Source organism: Methylobacterium sp. Leaf465 (assembly GCF_001424705.1).
In the GTDB taxonomy this organism is placed as follows: domain Bacteria; phylum Pseudomonadota; class Alphaproteobacteria; order Rhizobiales; family Beijerinckiaceae; genus Methylobacterium.
The window spans coordinates 1-18,843 of the sequence record NZ_LMRA01000015.1 but is presented as its reverse complement, the minus strand read 5'-3'; the positions used below and the strand labels follow the sequence as shown (position 1 = coordinate 18,843).

At 69.6% G+C, this 18,843-nt stretch carries 15 protein-coding genes, 1 tRNA gene and 1 pseudogene; 15 read left to right on the top strand and 2 right to left on the bottom strand.

Annotated elements, in window-relative coordinates; translation table 11 throughout:
- Positions 1-140: 140 nt before the first annotated feature.
- From ASG51_RS11640 to rsgA, 4 genes are all read left to right on the top strand, one after another.
- A complete protein-coding gene (locus ASG51_RS11640; RefSeq protein WP_244476332.1) occupies positions 141-1,508 on the top strand; it encodes a TolC family outer membrane protein in 1,368 nt (455 codons plus the stop codon).
- Positions 1,509-1,697: 189 nt separating this feature from the next.
- Complete coding sequence (locus ASG51_RS11635) at positions 1,698-2,303, top strand: DUF2497 domain-containing protein (RefSeq protein WP_082513981.1); 606 nt, start codon at positions 1,698-1,700, stop codon at positions 2,301-2,303.
- Positions 2,304-2,418: 115 nt separating this feature from the next.
- Positions 2,419-5,151 (top strand): valine--tRNA ligase, encoded by a 2,733-nt coding sequence (locus ASG51_RS11630; RefSeq protein ID WP_056380967.1) that lies wholly within the window; start codon positions 2,419-2,421, stop codon positions 5,149-5,151.
- A 40-nt stretch (positions 5,152-5,191) separates the two neighbouring features.
- Positions 5,192-6,190 (top strand): ribosome small subunit-dependent GTPase A, encoded by a 999-nt coding sequence (gene rsgA / locus ASG51_RS11625; RefSeq protein ID WP_056380965.1) that lies wholly within the window; start codon positions 5,192-5,194, stop codon positions 6,188-6,190.
- A gap of 10 nt (positions 6,191-6,200) precedes the next feature.
- On the opposite strand, the gene purD is transcribed toward rsgA, so the two are convergent.
- On the bottom strand, positions 6,201-7,484 hold the full coding sequence (purD, locus tag ASG51_RS11620) for a phosphoribosylamine--glycine ligase (RefSeq protein WP_056212935.1): 1,284 nt from the start codon (positions 7,482-7,484) through the stop codon (positions 6,201-6,203).
- A 445-nt stretch (positions 7,485-7,929) separates the two neighbouring features.
- Here purD and xseA point away from each other — a divergent pair, with 445 nt between their 5' ends.
- The 11 genes from xseA to ASG51_RS11560 all read left to right on the top strand — a co-directional run bounded on the left by xseA (position 7,930) and on the right by ASG51_RS11560 (position 18,538).
- Positions 7,930-9,639: an exodeoxyribonuclease VII large subunit gene (gene xseA, locus ASG51_RS11610; protein WP_056380961.1), complete on the top strand. Its 1,710-nt coding sequence runs from the start codon at positions 7,930-7,932 to the stop codon at positions 9,637-9,639.
- A 172-nt stretch (positions 9,640-9,811) separates the two neighbouring features.
- Positions 9,812-10,039 (top strand): DUF4170 domain-containing protein, encoded by a 228-nt coding sequence (locus ASG51_RS11605; RefSeq protein WP_056380959.1) that lies wholly within the window; start codon positions 9,812-9,814, stop codon positions 10,037-10,039.
- A 135-nt stretch (positions 10,040-10,174) separates the two neighbouring features.
- Positions 10,175-11,119: a ribose-phosphate pyrophosphokinase gene (locus ASG51_RS11600; RefSeq protein WP_055959118.1), complete on the top strand. Its 945-nt coding sequence runs from the start codon at positions 10,175-10,177 to the stop codon at positions 11,117-11,119.
- 187 nt (positions 11,120-11,306) lie between these two features.
- Entirely contained in the window at positions 11,307-12,017 is a 711-nt protein-coding gene (locus tag ASG51_RS11595; protein WP_056212942.1) for a cell cycle transcriptional regulator TrcR, read from the top strand.
- Between the two features lie 336 nt (positions 12,018-12,353).
- Entirely contained in the window at positions 12,354-14,084 is a 1,731-nt protein-coding gene (gene rpsA / locus ASG51_RS11590; protein WP_056212944.1) for a 30S ribosomal protein S1, read from the top strand.
- Between the two features lie 450 nt (positions 14,085-14,534).
- Positions 14,535-15,521 carry a signal peptide peptidase SppA gene (gene sppA / locus ASG51_RS11585; protein ID WP_056212946.1) on the top strand — a complete coding sequence of 329 codons (987 nt, stop codon included), beginning with the start codon at positions 14,535-14,537 and terminating at the stop codon, positions 15,519-15,521.
- Positions 15,522-15,567: 46 nt separating this feature from the next.
- On the top strand, positions 15,568-15,879 hold the full coding sequence (ihfB, locus tag ASG51_RS11580; RefSeq protein WP_056212948.1) for an integration host factor subunit beta: 312 nt from the start codon (positions 15,568-15,570) through the stop codon (positions 15,877-15,879).
- 34 nt (positions 15,880-15,913) lie between these two features.
- On the top strand, positions 15,914-16,288 hold the full coding sequence (locus ASG51_RS11575) for a LapA family protein (RefSeq protein ID WP_056212950.1): 375 nt from the start codon (positions 15,914-15,916) through the stop codon (positions 16,286-16,288).
- Positions 16,289-16,319: 31 nt separating this feature from the next.
- A complete protein-coding gene (locus ASG51_RS11570) occupies positions 16,320-16,961 on the top strand; it encodes a phosphoribosylanthranilate isomerase (protein ID WP_056380957.1) in 642 nt (213 codons plus the stop codon).
- A 147-nt stretch (positions 16,962-17,108) separates the two neighbouring features.
- Positions 17,109-18,350, top strand: a complete 1,242-nt coding sequence (gene trpB, locus ASG51_RS11565; protein ID WP_056213099.1) for a tryptophan synthase subunit beta — start codon at positions 17,109-17,111, stop codon at positions 18,348-18,350.
- 111 nt (positions 18,351-18,461) lie between these two features.
- Positions 18,462-18,538, top strand: a tRNA-Met gene (locus ASG51_RS11560).
- A gap of 217 nt (positions 18,539-18,755) precedes the next feature.
- Here ASG51_RS11560 and ASG51_RS24115 read toward each other — a convergent pair.
- A pseudogene (locus ASG51_RS24115) lies at positions 18,756-18,843 on the bottom strand (IS5/IS1182 family transposase); the annotation flags it as partial.

The following is an 18,843-nucleotide window of genomic DNA, read 5'->3' as shown; positions in this document are numbered from 1 at the left end:
TCTGCCGGTCAAGGTCGGGTAGTCTCCGCATCGAGGCGGGCAACCCGGTATCGCGCCCAGGCGCAGCGGCCTTCTGCGAGGCCGTCCGGTTCATCGAGAAACCGCAAGGGCTGATGAGCGTGAGAGATTCGAAACCTGCGATGCGCACGAGGCTTCGGCCGGCCGGCCTCGCCGTATTGGCGGTCGCCCTGGCGAGCCCGGCCGGTGCCGAGACGCTGGAGAGCGCACTCTCGCGGGCGTATGCCGCCATTCCGATTCTGAATTCCGGCCGCGCCGGCGTGCGCGCGACCGACGAGAGCGTAGCACAGGCGAAGTCCGGCTATCGTCCTACCGTCAGCCTTGATGCCGACATCGGGATCGGCCAGCTGGATGGGACGGTCTCGAGACAAAGGCTCAATCAGGTTACGCGTCCGGGCGGTGCGGGCCTCACCGTCAACCAAACTCTATTCAACGGCTTTCGCACCGACAATCAAACCCGCCAGGCGGAATCCGATGTGCTCCGCGTCCGGGAGGCCCTTCGCGCCACCGAGATGAACGTCCTGTTCAATGCAGCCCAGGCCTACATGTCGGTCCTCAGCGATACGGCAAACCTCGAACTGCGCCGCAACAACGTCGAGGTGTTGGAAGAGCAGCTTCGCCAGACTCGCGACCGCTTCAACGTCGGTGAGGTGACCCGCACCGACGTGGCGCAGGCCGAGGCCCGCCTCGCCGGCGCTCGGAGCGACGTCAGCGGTGCCGAGGCCACTCTGCGGGCCAGCATCGGCACCTATCGCCGCTATATCGGCGTCGAGCCGCGCCAACTCGCGCCCGGACGGCCTCTGGACCGCTACGTTCCGGCCAGCCTCGATACGGCGATCAATATCGGCCTCAAGGAGCATCCGCAGATCCTTTCGGCGCTGCACCTCGTCGACGTGTCCGAGGCCCAGGTGAAGGTGCTGGAAGGGGCGCTGTACCCGACCGCCGGCCTGCAGGGCTCGGTGCAGCAGCGCTATGACCAATCTTTCGCTGGCGACAATTTTCTCAGCGCCACCATCGTCGGCCGCCTGACGATTCCCCTCTACGAGGGAGGCCAGACCTACTCGCAGATCCGTCAGGCCAAGGAGACGGTCGGCCAGCGCCGACTTGATGCCGAGGACACCCGCGATCAGGTCCGCTCGGCCATCGTGACGGCCTGGGGCCAGCTCGAGGCGTCCAAGGCACAGGTCATCGCCTCGCAGGCGCAGGTGCAGGCCAACGAAGTGGCTCTTAATGGTGTTCGCGAGGAGGCCCGCGTGGGCCAGCGCACCACCCTCGACGTGCTGAACGCGCAGCAGGAGTTGCTGAACGCCCGTACGAACCTGATCATCGCCCAGCGCAACCGGGTTGTCTTCTCCTACGGCGTCGTCCAGGCGATCGGTCGCCTGACGGTGCGCTTCACGGCATTGCCGGTGGCGGTCTACAGCCCGAAGGAACACTTCGATCAGGTCAAGGACCTCTGGTACGGCGTGCGCACGCCCGACGGACGCTGAGGTTCGGCGACCACGCGGTCGCCGCAATTCGGGCTGTGCCGCCCCGGCCGGTGCAGCGGTGCCTCGGAGTCTCACAGCGACGCGAGCTTATCCCGTGCCCTGCAGCGGCCGGCGCTTGTGTCGGGGCGGGAGCATGAAATACTCGCCGCACGTCGCAACCGTTTCCCCCAGATCCCGAGCATCGTCCGGATGAGTGCAGCGAGCCCCAAGGTGTCGGACAAGGCGCAGGAACCCTCCATGGAGGAGATCCTGGCGTCGATCCGGCGCATCATCGCCGACGATCAGATCGCCAAGGCCGAGGTGGTCCCGCCGCGGGCATCCGCCCCGCAGCCCGAGAACGACGATGTCCTGGACCTCGCCGAGGTCGCCCAGCCCGTCCGCAAGCCCATCCCCCTTGACGAGCCCGAGATCGCGTTCCGCAAGGAGCCGATCGAGGACGGGCAGATCGACTTCGATGCGATCTCCTTCGACGATGACGAGCCGGAGCTGGAGTCGCTGCCGCCTCTCCGTGCCGCTGCCCCCATCGAGCCGCCGCGTCCGGCTCCCCAGTCCGCGATGCGCGAGCCGGAGCCGACACCCACCGAGCGCCTGACCTCGGCCGTCACGGATGCGAGCGTCGCCCAGGCCTTCCACATGCTCTCGAACACGGTGATGAGCAGCCAGTCCCGCACCCTGGAGGACCTCGTGCAGGATATGCTCCGGCCCATGCTGAAGGGCTGGCTCGACGAGAACTTGCCCGGCATGGTCGAGCGTCTGGTGCGCGCCGAGATCGAGCGGGTGGCTCGGGGCCGCTGAGGCCCGAACGCGGTCGCAGAGCCGAATCGCGGGGCTCGCGTGTTGACGCAGGGGGCCCGACGGGTTGAAAGCGGACCAACCTCCGCTTTCCCCGATCAGTGACCCGACCCCGCCCATGATGGACAAGACCTTCGATCCCGCCGCCGTCGAGGCGCGCATCGCCGCCGCCTGGGAATCGGGCGAAGCCTTCAAGGCCGGGCGCCCCGAACGGGCCGGGGCGAAGCCCTTCACCATGGTGATCCCGCCGCCGAACGTGACCGGCAGCCTCCATATGGGGCACGCCCTCAACAACACGCTGCAGGACATCCTCTGCCGCTTCGAGCGGATGCGCGGCCGCGACGTGCTCTGGCAGCCGGGCACCGACCATGCCGGCATCGCCACCCAGATGGTGGTGGAGCGCCGCCTCGCCGAGGCGAACGAGCCGGGCCGGCGGGAGATCGGCCGCGCGGCCTTCGTCGAGAAGGTCTGGACCTGGAAGGCGGAATCGGGCGGTGCGATCGTCAACCAATTGAAGCGCCTGGGCGCTTCCTGCGACTGGTCGCGGGAGCGCTTCACCATGGGCGTCTCGGGGGCGCCGGACGACCAGATGGTCCGTGCCGTCACCCGGACCTTCGTCGACCTCCACGCCCAGGGCCTGATCTACCGCGACAAGCGCCTGGTGAACTGGGATCCGAAGTTCCAGACCGCGATCTCGGACCTCGAGGTCCTGCAGGTGGAGGTGAAGGGCCATCTCTGGCACTTCGACTACCCGGTCGTCGACGCAGGCGGCACCGAGACCGGCGAGATCATCACGGTCGCCACGACCCGGCCCGAGACCATGCTGGGCGACACCGCGGTCGCGGTCCATCCGGAGGACGAGCGCTACACCCATCTGGTCGGCAGGCGCGTGCGCCTGCCCCTGGTCGGGCGCCTGATCCCGATCGTTGCGGACAGCTATTCCGACCCGGAGAAGGGCACGGGTGCCGTCAAGATCACGCCCGCCCACGACTTCAACGACTTCGAGGTCGGCCGTCGCGCCGGCTGCACGCCGATTAACATTCTGGATCCGGAAGCCCGCATAAGCCTCGACGGCAATGCGGCTTTCCTGAGCGGTTCGGATCCCGAGCCGGAAGCCCTGGCCCTGCACGGCCTCGACCGATTCGAGGCACGCAAGCGCGTCGTCGCCCTGATGGAGGCGCGCGAGCGCCTGCGCCTCATCGAACCGAACACCCACGCGGTCCCGCACGGCGACCGCTCGAACGTCGTCATCGAGCCCTACCTCACGGACCAGTGGTACGTGAACGTGAAGCCCCTGGCCGAGCGCGCCCTGCAGGCGGTGCGCGATGGAAAAACCCGTTTCGTGCCCGAAAATTACGAGCGGACCTTCTTCCAGTGGCTCGAGAACATCGAGCCCTGGTGCATCTCGCGCCAGCTCTGGTGGGGCCACCAGATCCCGGTCTGGTACGACGAGGCGGGCGGCATCTACGTCGCCATGAGCGAGGCGGAGGCGCAAACCCAGGCCGATGCGAAGCGCGGGGCGCCCGTGCCCCTGCGCCGGGACGAGGACGTCCTCGACACCTGGTTCTCCTCCGCCCTGTGGCCGTTCTCGACGCTGGGCTGGCCGGACGAGACGCCGGAGCTCGCGCGCTACTATCCGACCGACACGCTGGTCACCGGCAAGGACATCATCTTCTTCTGGGTCGCCCGGATGATGATGCTCGGGCTCCACGTCACCGACCGGGTGCCGTTCTCCACCGTCTACCTGCACACGCTGGTGCGCGACGCCTCCGGCGCCAAGATGTCGAAGTCGAAGGGCAACGTCGTCGATCCGCTCGGACTCATCGACCAGTACGGGGCCGACGCCCTGCGCTTCACCCTTGCGGCGATGGCGGCCCAGGGGCGCGACATCAAGCTGGCGGTGAACCGGGTCGAAGGCTACCGCAACTTCGCGACGAAACTCTGGAACGCCTCGCGCTTCGCCGAGATGAACGGCTGCACCCTGCGGGCCGACTACCGACCGGAGGATTCTCGCGAGACCCTGAACCGCTGGGCGCTCGGCGAGGCCGCCCGGGCGGTCGCCGAGGTCACGGTGGCGCTCGAGGCCTACCGCTTCAACGACGCGGCCGCCGCGGCCTACCGCTTCGTCTGGAATATCTTCTGCGACTGGTACCTGGAACTGGCCAAGCCCGTGCTCCAGGGGGAGGGCGTCGAGGCCGCCGCCAAGGCCGAGACGCAGGCCACCGTGGCCTTCCTGATCGACCAGATCGCCAAGCTGCTGCACCCCTTCATGCCCTTCCTCACGGAAGAGCTCTGGGCGATCAAGGGCGCAGACCTGCCGGAGCGGGGCCTGCTCGCCCTTGCGCCCTGGCCGGATCTGGCCGCCCTGAACGACTCGGCCTCGGAGGCCGAGATCGGCTGGCTCGTCGACCTCGTCTCGGAAATTCGCTCGGCCCGCTCCGAGACCAGCGTGCCGGCAGCGGCGCAGATCCCCCTCGTGGTGGTCGGCGTCGATGCGGATCTGCAGGCCCGGGCGACCCGCTGGGGCGACACCCTGGTGCGGCTGGCGCGGCTCTCCGAGATCCGCTTCGAGGCGGCCGCGCCGAAGAACTCGGTGCAGCTCTTGGTGCGCGGCTCGGTGGCGGCGCTGCCCCTCGAGGGCATCGTCGACCTCGCCGCAGAGGTCGCCCGCCTGAAGAAAGAGGCGGCGAAGGCCGGCGCCGAGATCGCCAAGATCGAGGGCAAGCTCGGCAATGCCGACTTCCTCGCCCGCGCGCCCGACGAGGTGGTGGACGAGCAGCGCGAGCGTCGCGATGCAGAGGCCGCCCGCCTGGAGAAGATCACGGAGGCGCTGGCGCGGCTCGCCGCTTGAGCGGGTCGCGAGCCTTCGGCGCGCGACTGGGTCGCGCGTCTTGACGGTCGTCCATACCCTGGCCGAACTCGGCTGGTCCGCCTTCTTCGCGGACCAGTGCCGGCCCGACGAGGCGGCCCTCGTGCCCCAGCGCGTCGCCACCGTGCACCGCGCCCGCATGGGCGCCCTCGCGGAGGCGGGGCCGCTCAAACTCATGCTGCCGGTCCACACCAACACCGGCGACTACGCGGTCGGCGACTGGGTCCTGGTCGAGGCCGGGACGCAGATGCTGCGCCGACGCCTAGACCGTCGCACCGTGCTGGAGCGGCGGCGGGAAGGGAGCGCCACGCCGCAGCTCGCGGCGGCCAATGTCGACGCGCTCTTCATCGTCACGTCCTGCAATTTGGACTTCAATCCGACGCGGCTGGAGCGCTACCTTGCCCTCGCCAACCAGGGTGGCGCCGAGCCGGTCATCGTCCTGACCAAAGCGGATGTCTGCGAGGATGCGGAGCGCTATCGCCGCGAAGCCGAGGCCCTGCAGCGCGATCTCGCCGTGGTGCTGGTGAACCCCCGCGAATCTGGAGCAGCGGCGCGGCTCGGCCCCTGGTGCGGCCCCGGCCGCACCGTGGCGGTGGTCGGCTCTTCGGGGGTCGGCAAGTCGACCCTCGTGAACACCCTGGCGGGCCCGGGCCACGCGGCGCCGCAGGCGACGGGGGGCATTCGGGAGCACGATGCGAAGGGCCGGCACACCACGACGAGCCGCTCGCTCCATGCCATCGCGGGCGGCGGCTGGGTGATCGACACGCCCGGGATCCGCTCGCTCCAGCTCGGAGATGCGGCCGAGGGGATCGACACCCTGTTCGCCGAGATCACCGAGCTGGCTCCCGCGTGCCGCTTCCGAGACTGCACCCATGCCCACGAGCCCGGCTGCGCCGTGCAGGACGCGGTGGCCGAGGGACGCCTCGACCCGGAACGGGTGGCGCGCTGGCGCATCCTGCGGGCCGAGAACCGGGGCAACACGGTGGTGCCCACTGGCCCCCGCGGCAACAAGCGGCGCTGACCGCCGAACCTCAGATCCCGCCGCCCGCGACCTCGCGGGCGACGGCGCGGCGGCCGATATCGCGCCGGCAGAAGCCCTCTGGCCAGTCGATCCGGGCCACCGCCGCGTAGGCGCGTGCCTGCGCCTCCATCATGCTCTCGCCCAGGGCCGTGACGGCGAGCACCCGGCCCCCGTCGGCGAGCAGGCGCCCGCCCTCGGCGCGGGTGCCGGCCTGGAACACCAGGACCTCGTCGCTCACGCCCGCGGCCTCGATCCCGCGGATCTCCGAGCCGCGCAGAACCGCTCCGGGATAGCCGGCCGCCGCCATGACCACCGTGAGCGCGGCACGCCGCTCGTCGAATTCAAGGCTGATCCCGGACACGTCGCCCTCGCAGGCCGCCAGCAACGCCGGTACGAGATCGGAGGCGAGGCGCGGCATCAGCACCTGGGCCTCCGGGTCGCCGAAGCGGGTGTTGTACTCGATCAGCTTCGGCCCGTCGGCAGTGAGCATCAGCCCGGCATAGAGGATGCCGGTGAAGGGGATGCCCCGCGCACGCATGCCGTCGAGAGTCGGAGCGATGATGGTCTCCATCACCTCCCGCTCCAGGGCCGGGGTCAGGATGGTTGCGGGCGAGTAGGCGCCCATGCCGCCCGTATTGGGGCCGCGGTCGCCGTCGAAGACACGCTTGTGGTCCTGGGCCGTGCCCACCGGGACCGCGCGGGTGCCGTCGCACAGGGCGAAGAAGCTCGCCTCCTCGCCGAACAGGCATTCCTCGATGACGATCTCGGCGCCGGGCTCCTCGAACAGGGCCCGCACGGCGCTCTCCGCCTGCTCGCGGGTCTCGGCCACGACCACACCCTTGCCGGCAGCCAGACCGTCGGCCTTCACCACGATGGGGGCGCCCTGCGCGGCGAGGTAGGCCAGGGCCGGCTCGAGAGTTTGGAAGCGCGCGAAGGCGGCGGTGGGGATGCCGACTGCGGCGCACAGGTCCTTGGTGAAGCCCTTGGAGCCCTCGAGCTGGGCGGCGGCCTTCGTCGGGCCGAACACCCGGACGCCCGCAGCCTGCAGGTCGTCGACGAGGCCCGCCACCAGGGGGGCCTCGGGCCCGACCACCACGAGGCCGATGCGTTCGCCCGAACAGAAGGCCCGCACGGCGGCATGGTCGGACACGTCGAGCTCCGGGCGGTTCTCGCCGAAGGCGGCCGTGCCGGGATTGCCCGGTGCGGTGAACAGGCGGGTGCAGAGGGGGCTCTTGGCGAGGGCGAAGGCGAGGGCGTGCTCGCGCCCGCCCGAACCGATGAGGAGGATGTTCATGAGGGGTGATGTTCCCCAAAAGCCGTTCGTTGAAAAGTCCGATTCGCCGTCGACACTCGCGCTGTGCACGGGAAGCGGTCCGCGAACCTGGTTCGGCCTCCGTGTGTTCTCGGACTTTCAGCGTGGAACGAACCGCTCCGGACGACGTTATGAGGATTATGCCAGGCTGTCGCAAATCCGTTCCGTTTTTGGTGGCGCCGACTCCCTCCCGGAGTGTCAGCCTCGCGCATTACGTCACGCACGGACGCGTTGCCGTGCGCGCCTGCAACGACAACGGCAACCTCGACAATCTGCCGATCTGGCGCATGGCCCTGGCGATCTGCGCCGTGCCCGTGGCATCCGTGCTGGTCATCCTCTCCATCCTGATGTGAAGCGCCGGGTATGACCCGGAGCGGCGCGGCCGATCCCTTTACCTGAGGCGACGCCGGCCATAGCGTCCGCCGCCATGGCCGTTCCTCCTCCGCCCGCCAAAGCCGCCTCCGGATCCGGACCCGTCTCCAACGTGCCGGAATGGTCCGTCGGAGACCTTGCCTCCGCGCTGAAACGGACGCTGGAGGATGCCTTCGGTCACGTCCGCCTGCGCGGGGAGATCTCGGGCTTTCGCGGCCAGCACAGCTCCGGCCACGCCTACTTCTCGCTCAAGGACGGCAGCGCCCGGATCGACGCGGTGGTCTGGAAGGGCACCTTCAACCGCCTGCGCCAGCGGCCTCAGGAAGGGCTCGAAGTGGTCGCCACCGGGCGGATCACGACCTTCCCGGGCAAGTCCTCGTACCAGATCGTCATCGAGACCCTGGAACCCGCCGGCGTCGGGGCCTGGATGGCGCTGTTGGACGAGCGCAAGCGCGTGCTCGCCGCCGAGGGCCTGTTCGCGCCCGAGCGCAAGCGGCCGATCCCGTACCTGCCGCGCGTGGTCGGCGTGGTGACCTCGCCCACCGGCGCCGTCATCCGCGACATCCTGCACCGGCTCGCGGACCGCTTCGCCCGGCCGGTCCTGGTCTGGCCCGTGCGGGTTCAGGGGGAGGGGGCGGCCGAGGAGATCGCGGGGGCGATCCGGGGCTTCAATGCGCTGGCGCCCGGCGGCGCGATTCCCCGGCCCGACGTCCTCATCGTGGCGCGGGGTGGCGGCTCGATCGAAGATCTCTGGGCCTTCAACGAGGAATGCGTGGTGCGGGCGGCCGCGGACTCGACGATCCCGCTGATCTCCGCGGTGGGCCATGAGACCGACACCACCCTGATCGACTTCGTCTCCGACCGCCGGGCTCCGACCCCGACGGGGGCCGCCGAGATGGCGGTTCCGGTGCGGGCCGACCTCGTCGCCGCAGTGGTCGATCTCGGACGGCGCCAGCGTGAGGCGGTCCAGCGTCGCCTCGACCGGGAGCGCAGCGACCTGCGCGCCCTGGTGCGGGCGATGCCGGACGTCGACGCCTTCCTGGCGGCCAAGCGCCAGCGCCTCGACCTCGCCGAAGCACGGCTCGGCCCGGCGCTGGCCGGCAACGCCCGGGTGTTCCGGCTGCGCGTCTCGCACCTCGTCGAGCGCTTCGCCCGGCATCCGCCCACCCTGGCCCTCGCCCAGGCGCAGGGACGCGTCGCCCGCATCGGCGACCGTCCCGGCGCGGCCCTGCGCCACGACATGGCGCGCAAGGGGGAGGGGCTGTCCTATCTCGGTCGCCGCCTCGTCATCGCCCGGGCGGGAACGGTGAGCCGCGCGCGGGCGGAGCAGGTCCGCAGCCGCGATCGCCTCGACGCCCTGCAGGCGCGGCTGGTCCGGGCCGGGATCCGCTCGACGGAGCGCCGCGCCGACCGCCTGGCAGGCCTCTCCGGCCTCCTCGGCTCGCTCGGCTACCGGGCCGTCCTGGCCCGCGGCTACGCCCTGGTGCGCGACGCCGACGGGCGGGCGATCCGCGCGGCGGCGCAGGCCGCGCCGCACATGACCCTGGAATTCACAGACGGTTTCGTCGAGGTCGCGCCGCGCGACGCCGCGGCCCCCGCCGCGGCGGATCCCCCGAAGGCCGCGCGGAAGAAGAGCGCCCCGACCAAGCCCGCCCCAACCAAGACCGCCGCGACCAAGACCGCCCCGACGACGGCTGCCGGGACGGCGCCGCCAGCGGACGTCCCGGCGCCCCTGGCCCGGCAGGGAAGCCTATTCGACCTCTGAGGACCGGTTGCCGGGCGGCAACGCCTGTGCACCGTGGCCGGCGGGGAGGGGGCCTGCGTGTTGCGCGGCACGCGGATCGGGTTGACGAACCCGGCGGCGTTTGCGACCGCACCGGCGGCACGCCTCGTGCCTTCCGGGATGGCGCCGGATCCGGGCGGAAGGAGATGCGGGAATGACGACGACGATCGACAGCGCACAGAGACTGCATCTCGTCTTCGGGGGCGAGTTGGAGAGTCTCGACGGCGTGAATTTCCGCGACCTCAAGGATCTCGACATCGTCGGCATCTTTCCGGACTACGCCTCGGCCCAGACCGCCTGGAAGGCCAAGGCACAGTCGACGGTTGACAGCGCCCAGACGCGCTACTTCATCGTGCATCTGCACCGGCTGCTCGAGCCCTGATGTGCGAAACCTGACTTCGGAACGGACGTGAAGGCATTGTGACGCCGGGGTTGCGGCTGTTATGCAGCGCCGCAACGACGGCCTCAACCTCGGCACGGGCTCGGCCCTCCAGGATCGCGAGATGAAGACCCCGGCATGAAGTCCTCGATCAAGATCATCGCCGGCAACGCGAGCCGCCCCCTGGCCGAGGCCATCGCGGCCTACCTCGAATTGCCCTTGGCCAAGTGCATGGTGCGGCGCTTCGCCGACATGGAAATCTTCGTCGAACTCCAAGAGAACGTGCGCGGCGAGGACGTGTTCATCGTCCAGTCGACCTCGTTCCCGGCCAACGATCACCTGATGGAACTGCTCATCATGATCGACGCCGCGCGCCGCTCCTCGGCGCGGCGCATCACCGCCGTGATCCCGTATTTCGGCTATGCCCGCCAGGACCGGCGCACCTCGGGCCGCACCCCGATCTCCGCCAAGCTCGTGGCCAACCTCATCACCGAGGCCGGGGCCGACCGCGTGATGACCCTCGATCTCCATGCCGGGCAGATCCAGGGCTTCTTCGACATCCCGACAGACAACTTGTTCGCCGCCCCCGTGATGGTGCGCGACATCAAGGAGCGCCTCGACCCCCGGGACTGGATGGTGGTGTCGCCGGATGTCGGCGGCGTCGTCCGCGCCCGTGCCATCGCCAAGCGCATCGACGCGACCCTGGCCATCGTCGACAAGCGCCGCGAGCGTCCGGGCGAGTCCGAGGTGATGAACATCATCGGCGAGGTCGAGGGACGCTCCTGCATCCTCGTCGACGACATCGTGGATTCCGGCGGCACCCTGGTGAACGCCGCCGAGGCCCTCCTGAATGCCGGCGCCAAGGACGTCTCCGCCTACATCACGCACGGGGTGCTCTCGGGCGGCGCGGTCTCCCGCATCGCCGCCTCGCGGATGAAGGAGCTCGTCATCACCGACTCGATCCAGCCGACCCAGGCGGTCAAGCTCGCCCGCAACATCCGGGTCGCCACCATCGCGCCGCTCCTGGGCGAGGCCATCGGACGGACGGCGACGGAATCCAGCGTGTCGAGCCTCTTCACCTGACGCGCGCGTCCCGGATGTCCGGGACCAGCGGATCGCAATTGCGCTGACCCCATCGGAACCTGTATAGACGGCGCTTCCCTATTGCAGCGTTGAGACGGGATGCTGCCGGCCAGTCGAGGCCGGAGCGAGCGACGCCCTGTCGGCGGCGCCCCGGACCCGTCCCGCACGAACCAGTTGGAGTAGCCCGATGTCGCAAGGCCCGCTGATGCCGAAGGCCACCGCCGTATGGCTGGTGGAGAACACCTCGCTGGCCTTCGAGCAGATCGCCGATTTCTGCAAGCTGCACCCCCTCGAGGTAAAGGGGATCGCCGACGGCGAGGTCGCCGCGGGCATCAAGGGCCTCGATCCGATCACCACCGGCCAGCTCACCCGCGACGAGATCGAGAAGGCGCAGAAGAGCCCCAACTACAAGCTCAAGGTCGCGGTCTCGAAGGTGAAGCTGCCCGAGGTCAAGCGCACCACCAAGGGACCGCGCTACACGCCCCTCTCCCGCCGCCAGGACCGGCCGAACGCCATCCTCTGGCTGCTGCGCAACCACCCCGAGCTCAAGGACGCGCAGATCATCCGCCTCGTCGGCACCACCAAGTCGACGATCCAGCAGATCCGCGAGCGCACCCACTGGAATTCCGGCTCCCTACAGCCGATGGATCCGGTGACCCTCGGCCTCTGCACCCAGATCGACCTCGATTTCGAGGTTCAGCGCTCGGCCAAGGACCGTCCGGCCAACATGCCGGTGGATGGCGGCGCGACGCTGCTGCCGACCGAGGTGTCGACGGCCACGGACTACACCGAGGCCGACGCGCATCACCGCAGCGCCCGCGACGAGAAGCTCAACGCCGATTCGGTGTTCGCGAAGCTCAAGGGCATGCGCAGCACCGAGGACGACGACGAGGACTGAGGCGCCCCGCACGCACCGCGCCGACCGATCCCCGTGGCCCCGCCGCGGGGATTTTTCGTTTCCGGGCTCCGGGGCGGAGGGCCGGCAGCCAGTTGCCGGATGGTCGGCAATCCGCTATGCAACCCGCGTTCTCCGAATGGATTCCACGAGGCTCGGCCGTCCCGCCGGGCCACGCTCCGTTTGGAGGATCGCTCTCGACCATCGTTTGAGAATGCGTCGGCCCTCCTCCGGGAGGTTGAGCCCGTCGGGTCCGTGACCCCGGGTGGCGACGTCGAGGGTGTCCCGTCACACGAGCCGCCGATGCCGGCCTCCCGATGAGGCCTGTCAGGAGACAGAATGACCGCTGGTAACGCCCTGCAGCGTAGCCCGAGCCGCGACGATTTCGCCGCTCTTCTCGAGGAGTCCTTCCTCGAACACGAGATCACCGAAGGGTCCGTCGTCAAGGGTCGCGTCGTCGCGATCGAGAAGGACGTGGCCGTCATCGACATCGGCGCCAAGACGGAAGGCCGTGTCGCCCTCAAGGAATTCAACGGCCCCGGCCGCGAAGGCGAACTCGCCGTCGGCGACGAGGTCGAGGTCTATGTCGACCGCATCGAGAATGCCCTCGGCGAGGCCGTCATCTCGCGCGACAAGGCGCGCCGCGAGGAGAGCTGGGTCAAGCTCGAGAAGGCCTTCGAGGCCAACGAGCGCGTCACCGGCGCGATCTTCAACCAGGTCAAGGGCGGCTACACCGTCGACCTCGACGGCGCCGTGGCGTTCCTGCCGCGCTCCCAGGTCGACATCCGCCCCGTGCGCGACGTCACCCCGCTGCTGGGCACCCCGCAGCCGTTCCAGATCCTCAAGATGGATCGCCGCCGCGGCAACATCGTCGTGTCGCGCCGCACCGTCCTTGAGGAGAGCCGCGCCGAGCAGCGCTCCGAGCTGGTGGCCAACCTCGAGGAAGGCCAGGTCATCGACGGCGTCGTCAAGAACATCACCGAGTACGGCGCCTTCGTCGATCTCGGCGGCATCGACGGCCTGCTCCACGTCACCGACATGGCGTGGCGCCGCGTGAACCACCCGTCCGAGGTCGTGACCATCGGCCAGACGGTCAAGGTCAAGATCATCAAGATCAACCACGAGACCCACCGCATCTCGCTCGGCATCAAGCAGCTGCTGGCCGATCCGTGGGAGGGCATCGCCCAGCGCTACCCGGTCGACGCCAAGCTCAAGGGCCGCGTGACCAACATCACCGACTACGGCGCCTTCGTGGAGCTGGAGCCGGGCATCGAAGGCCTGATCCACGTCTCCGAGATGTCCTGGACGAAGAAGAACGTCCACCCGGGCAAGATCGTCTCCACCTCGCAGGAAGTGGAAGTGCAGATCCTCGAGGTCGATCCGGTCAAGCGCCGCATCTCGCTCGGCCTCAAGCAGACCCTCCAGAACCCCTGGGAGGCCTTCGCCGAGCAGCATCCGGTGGGCTCCGAGGTCGAGGGCGAGGTCAAGAACAAGACCGAGTTCGGCCTGTTCATCGGCCTCGACGGCGATGTCGACGGCATGGTCCACCTGTCGGATCTCGACTGGAACCGTCCCGGCGAGCAGGTCATCGAGGAGTTCAAGAAGGGCGACATGCTGCGCGCCCAGGTTCTCGACGTCGACGTCGAGAAGGAGCGCATCTCGCTCGGCGTGAAGCAGCTCGGCGGCGACCCCTTCACGGAAGCCGGCGACCTCAAGAAGGGTCAGATCGTGACCTGCGAAGTGGTGGACGTGAAGGATTCGGGCGTCGACGTGAAGATCGTCGACACCGACCTGACGACCTTCATCCGCCGGGCCGAGCTCGCCCGCGACCGTGGCGACCAGCGCCCCGAGCGCTTCGCCGCCGGCGAGAAGTTCGACGCCCGCGTGATCCAGTTCGACCGCAAGGCGCGCCGGGTCCAGCTCTCGATCAAGGCCCTCGAGATGGCCGAAGAGAAGGAGGCGATGGCCCAGTTCGGTTCGACCGATTCGGGTGCCTCGCTCGGCGAGATCCTGGGCGCGGCCTTCAAGAAGGCCCGCACCAGCGACGACAAGGACGAGTCGCAGGACTGATCCGTCCCGCGTCTCCCCCGGTCCCTTGGGACCGGGGATCCTCGCAGACTCCATCGACGCCCGCGCGGGATCGCCTCCCGCGCGGGCGTTTTTCGTGCGCGGACCCCGTTCCCCCGGAGCCGCGCGGAGCCGCCGCCAGCCCCTTGTCGGTCCGTGTCCGGCAAGGCTAGAACACGAGCCCGTGACGGATCGGGCGCGGCCTCACGCCGGAGGACGCGTGAGGCATCCAGGGCCGGGATGTGTCGAAGCCGATCGCTGCCAAAGGCCGATAGCTGCCAAAGGCTTGATGCAAATCGGCGGGGAGTGTGGGACAAGGTTCGGCGCGCAGGCGGAGGCCGGCGCGTACCGGCCGAGCGTTCGGACCTCGGCGCCGGGAAACCCGGCGTCCAGACCCTGGCGTCCGGAAACATCAGCCGGCCGAGCCGGCACGTGAGGGAGCGTAACCAGCGCATGGCCGCGGATGCCGAACTTCTGATCGATCGCCGGCGCCTGCGCCGCAAGCTCTCCCTCTGGCGCGTCCTCGGGATCGGCGGTCTCGTGGTCGCGGTCGGCGCGGTCGGCCTGCGGGTCCGCAGCGGCGGCGAGGCCCTGGGCCTCGGCAGCGTCCGTCCGCAGATCGCCCGGATCTCGGTGGGCGGATTCATCGCCGGCAGCGAATCCACCACCAAGCTGATCGCGCGCGTCCGCGACGCGAGCGCCGTTCAGGGCGTCGTGGTGTCGATCTCCTCGCCGGGCGGCACCACCACGGGCTCCGAGGAACTCTACCGCAACCTGCGGGCGCTCGCCGAGAAGAAGCCCATGGTGGCCTTCGTCGACGGCACCGCCGCCTCCGGTGCCTACATCGCGGCCATCGCCGCCGACCACATCGTCGCCCGCGAGACCGCGCTGGTCGGCTCCATCGGCGTCCTGTTCCAGTATCCGGACCTGTCGGGCCTCCTCGACAAGGTCGGGGTCAAGGTCGAATCCGTGAAGTCGGCCCCCCTCAAGGCCGAACCGTCGGGTTTCACGCCCACCTCGCCCGAGGCCCGCGCCGCCCTCGCGGCGGTCGTCGGCGACACCTATGCGTGGTTCAAGGGGCTCGTGGCCGACCGGCGCAAGATGACCGAGAAGGAACTCGCCACCGTCTCCGACGGCCGGGTGTTCAGCGGCCGCCAGAGCGTGCCCCTGAAGCTCGTCGACGGTCTCGGCGGCGAACGGCAGGCCATCGCCTGGCTCGAATCCGAGCGCGGCGTGGCCAAGGACCTGCCGGTGCTGGACTGGAAGCCGACGGCCAAGAGCGATTTTCGCCTGTGGTCCGCCCTCGGCCTCGGGGCCGACCTCGTCGGGCTCGACGGCGTCGCGGCGCGTCTGCGCCAGGTCGGCGACGAGACGGCGGGATTGGCCCAGGGCGGACTCCTGGTCCTCTGGCGGCCCGGGCCCGCGGACGCCGCCCGCTGAGGGTTCGCGCCACCCCATTCGTGCATGACTTCGTGAAGGCCCTCGCATGATCAAGTCGGAGCTCGTGCTCAAGATCGCCGAGCAGAACCCGCATCTCTACCAGCGGGACGTCGAGACCCTGGTGAACGCGATCCTGGACACCATCGCGGATGCCCTGGCCCGCGGCGACCGGGTCGAGCTGCGCGGCTTCGGGGCCTTCTCGGTGAAGCGTCGCGATGCGCGGCGCGGGCGCAACCCGCGGACGGGTGCGGCCGTTGCCGTCTCGGAAAAGGCCATCCCCGTGTTCAAGACGGGCAAGGAGATGCGCCTGCGCCTCAACGAGGCCGGTATCGGGGACGGCGCGGCCGCCGCGTCCTGATCCGCCCCGTCCCCAACGCTCGGAGTTCCTCTCGATGATCCGCTTCCTCAAGGGCTTGGTGCTGCTTCCCGTGGCGATCCTGGTGGTCGCCTTCGCGGTGGCCAACCGCGACGTGGTGCGGGTGTCCTTCGATCCCGTCTCGCCCGACATGCCGGTGTTCAGCGCGGCGCTGCCGCTCTACCTGCTGCTGTTCATCGCGGTGGCGATCGGCGTCCTTCTGGGCGGCTGCGGCGCCTGGCTCGGGCAGGCGGGCACCCGCCGCACCAGCGCCGCGCGCCGCCGCGAGATCCGCCGCCTGGAGAGCGAGACCGCCCGCCTGAAGACCTACGCGCCGGCGCCGACCAACGAGGGTCCGAACGGCATCTACCGCAACGCCCCCGACCGCGTCGCCCTGCCGGCGCCGCACTGAGGCCGGCGGCACGCCCCGAGCCGCGGCACCCATGGCGACCATCGCGATCAAGATCTGTGGGCTGAGCACGGCGGCGACCCTCGACGCCGCCCTGGAGGCCGGCGCCGATCTCGTCGGGTTCGTGCATTTCCCCAAGAGCCCCCGGCACGTGGACCTGGAGACCGGCCGTGCCCTCTCGGCGCGCGCGAAGGGCCGGACCGAGCGGGTGGTGCTCCTCGTCGACCCGGACGACGCTGCTTTGGCGGCCGCCGTCGCGGCCCTCGACCCCGAGTGGATCCAGCTCCACGGGCACGAGACGCCGGAGCGCGTCGCGGCCATCCGCGCCGTGACCGGTCGCCGGGTGATGAAGGCCATCGGCGTCGCCACCTCGGCGGATCTCGACGCGGTCCCCCTGTATACGGGGGTGGCCGACCGCATCCTCCTCGACGCGAAGGCGCCCCCGGAGGCCCTGCTGCCCGGCGGCAACGGCCATGCCTTCGACTGGGATCTCCTCGACGGCGCGGTCCTGCCGGCGGATTACATGCTCTCGGGCGGCCTCACCCCCGGCACCGTGGCGGCGGCGCTCGCCCGCACCGGCGCGCGCGCCGTCGACGTGTCCTCGGGCGTCGAGACCCGGCCGGGCGAGAAGTCGCCGGACCGGATCGCCGCCTTCATCGCGGCGGCCCGGGGCTGAGGGGGCAGGGGGCTCCCGGCCGGGGACCCCTCGCTTTCCGCGCCCAAAGGCCCGGATTTCGCGATTCGACGCGTTGGCCGCATTGTCGCCGCCCCCCGCGCGGGTCTAGGCCTATCGACAAACGCAGAGCTGACAAGGACCATGCCCGTGACCATCGCTCCCCCTCCGAACTCGTTCCGCAACGGCCCGGACGAGCGCGGCCGCTTCGGCATCTTCGGCGGACGCTTCGTGGCCGAGACGCTGATGCCGCTGATCCTCGACCTGGAGGCCGCCTACACGGCCGCGAAGGCCGATCCGGCCTTCCAGGCGGAGATGAACAGCCACCTGACCCACTATGTCGGCCGGCCGAGCCCGCTCTACTACGCCGAGCGCCTGACGGAGCACCTGCGCGCGCAGGCCGCCCCGGGGCAGGGCGCGAAGATCTTCTTCAAGCGCGACGAGCTGAACCACACCGGCTCGCACAAGGTGAACAACGTGCTCGGCCAGATCATGCTGGCCCGCCGCATGGGCAAGCCGCGCATCATCGCCGAGACCGGCGCCGGCCAGCACGGCGTCGCCACCGCCACCCTCTGCGCCCGCTTCGGCCTGAAATGCGTGGTCTACATGGGCGCCGTCGACGTGGCGCGGCAGGCGCCCAACGTGTTCCGCATGAAGATGCTGGGCGCCGAGGTGGTGCCGGTGCAGTCGGGCACCAAGACCCTCAAGGACGCGATGAACGAGGCCCTGCGCGACTGGGTCACCAACGTCGCCGACACCTTCTACTGCATCGGCACGGTGGCGGGTCCGCACCCCTACCCGGCGATGGTGCGCGACTTCCAGTCGATCATCGGCCGCGAGACGAAGCAGCAGATGCTCGAGATGGAGGGCCGGCTGCCGGATTCCCTCGTCGCCTGCATCGGCGGCGGGTCCAACGCCATGGGCCTGTTCCATCCCTTCCTCGACGATCCCGAGGTCGCGATGTACGGCGTCGAGGCGGCGGGACACGGCATCTCCAGCGGCCTGCACGCGGCCTCGCTGTCGGGCGGCAAGCCCGGCGTGCTGCACGGCAACCGCACCTACCTGCTCCAGGACGCCGACGGCCAGATCGCGGACGCGCATTCGATCTCGGCCGGCCTCGACTATCCGGGCATCGGCCCCGAGCACGCCTGGCTGCACGAGGCCGGCCGCGTCACCTACCTCTCGGCGACGGATCAGGAGGCGCTCGACGCCTTCAAGCAGTGCTCGATGCTGGAAGGCATCATCCCGGCCCTGGAGCCGGCCCACGCCCTCGCCAAGGTCGGGGAGCTGGCCCCGCAGAAGCCCCAGGATCACCTCCTGGTCGTCAATCTCTGCGGACGTGGCGACAAGGACATCCCCCAGGTCGCCGAGATCCTCGGCACCCGGCTCTGACCTTCACGCGGGGCCGGCCATTTTCCCCTGTCCGACCCCGTTGACACGTCACGGCGGGGTTCCCTATACCGCCGATCTCATCGCGGCCACGATCTTCGGCGGCCGCGGTTCGGCGGGGTAGCTCAGCTGGTTAGAGCAGAGGAATCATAATCCTTGTGTCGGGGGTTCAAATCCCTCCCTCGCTACCAACGAATTCAATGACTTAGCAGCAAATTCCGTAACCAGAGCTGCTCAAATCTACGCTGGGTCGCAATTGGGTCTCTAGCCCGTGCGGCCCAGTCGCGTTTTTTACACCTTCATAACGGTTCCAATCCGTTCCTTCGGGAAGCCGACTCGGGCTCCGACCGCTCAATCATACCTTCCTGCGAATCACGACATTTATGGCAAGCAGGCTTCTAGGGTCTGTCATCGCTTGAGCCAATCGAGGGCCGCGGCAAGACAGAGGACGCCCATGAAGCTGACGGTCGTCTTCTCGTAGCGTGTGGCGATGGCG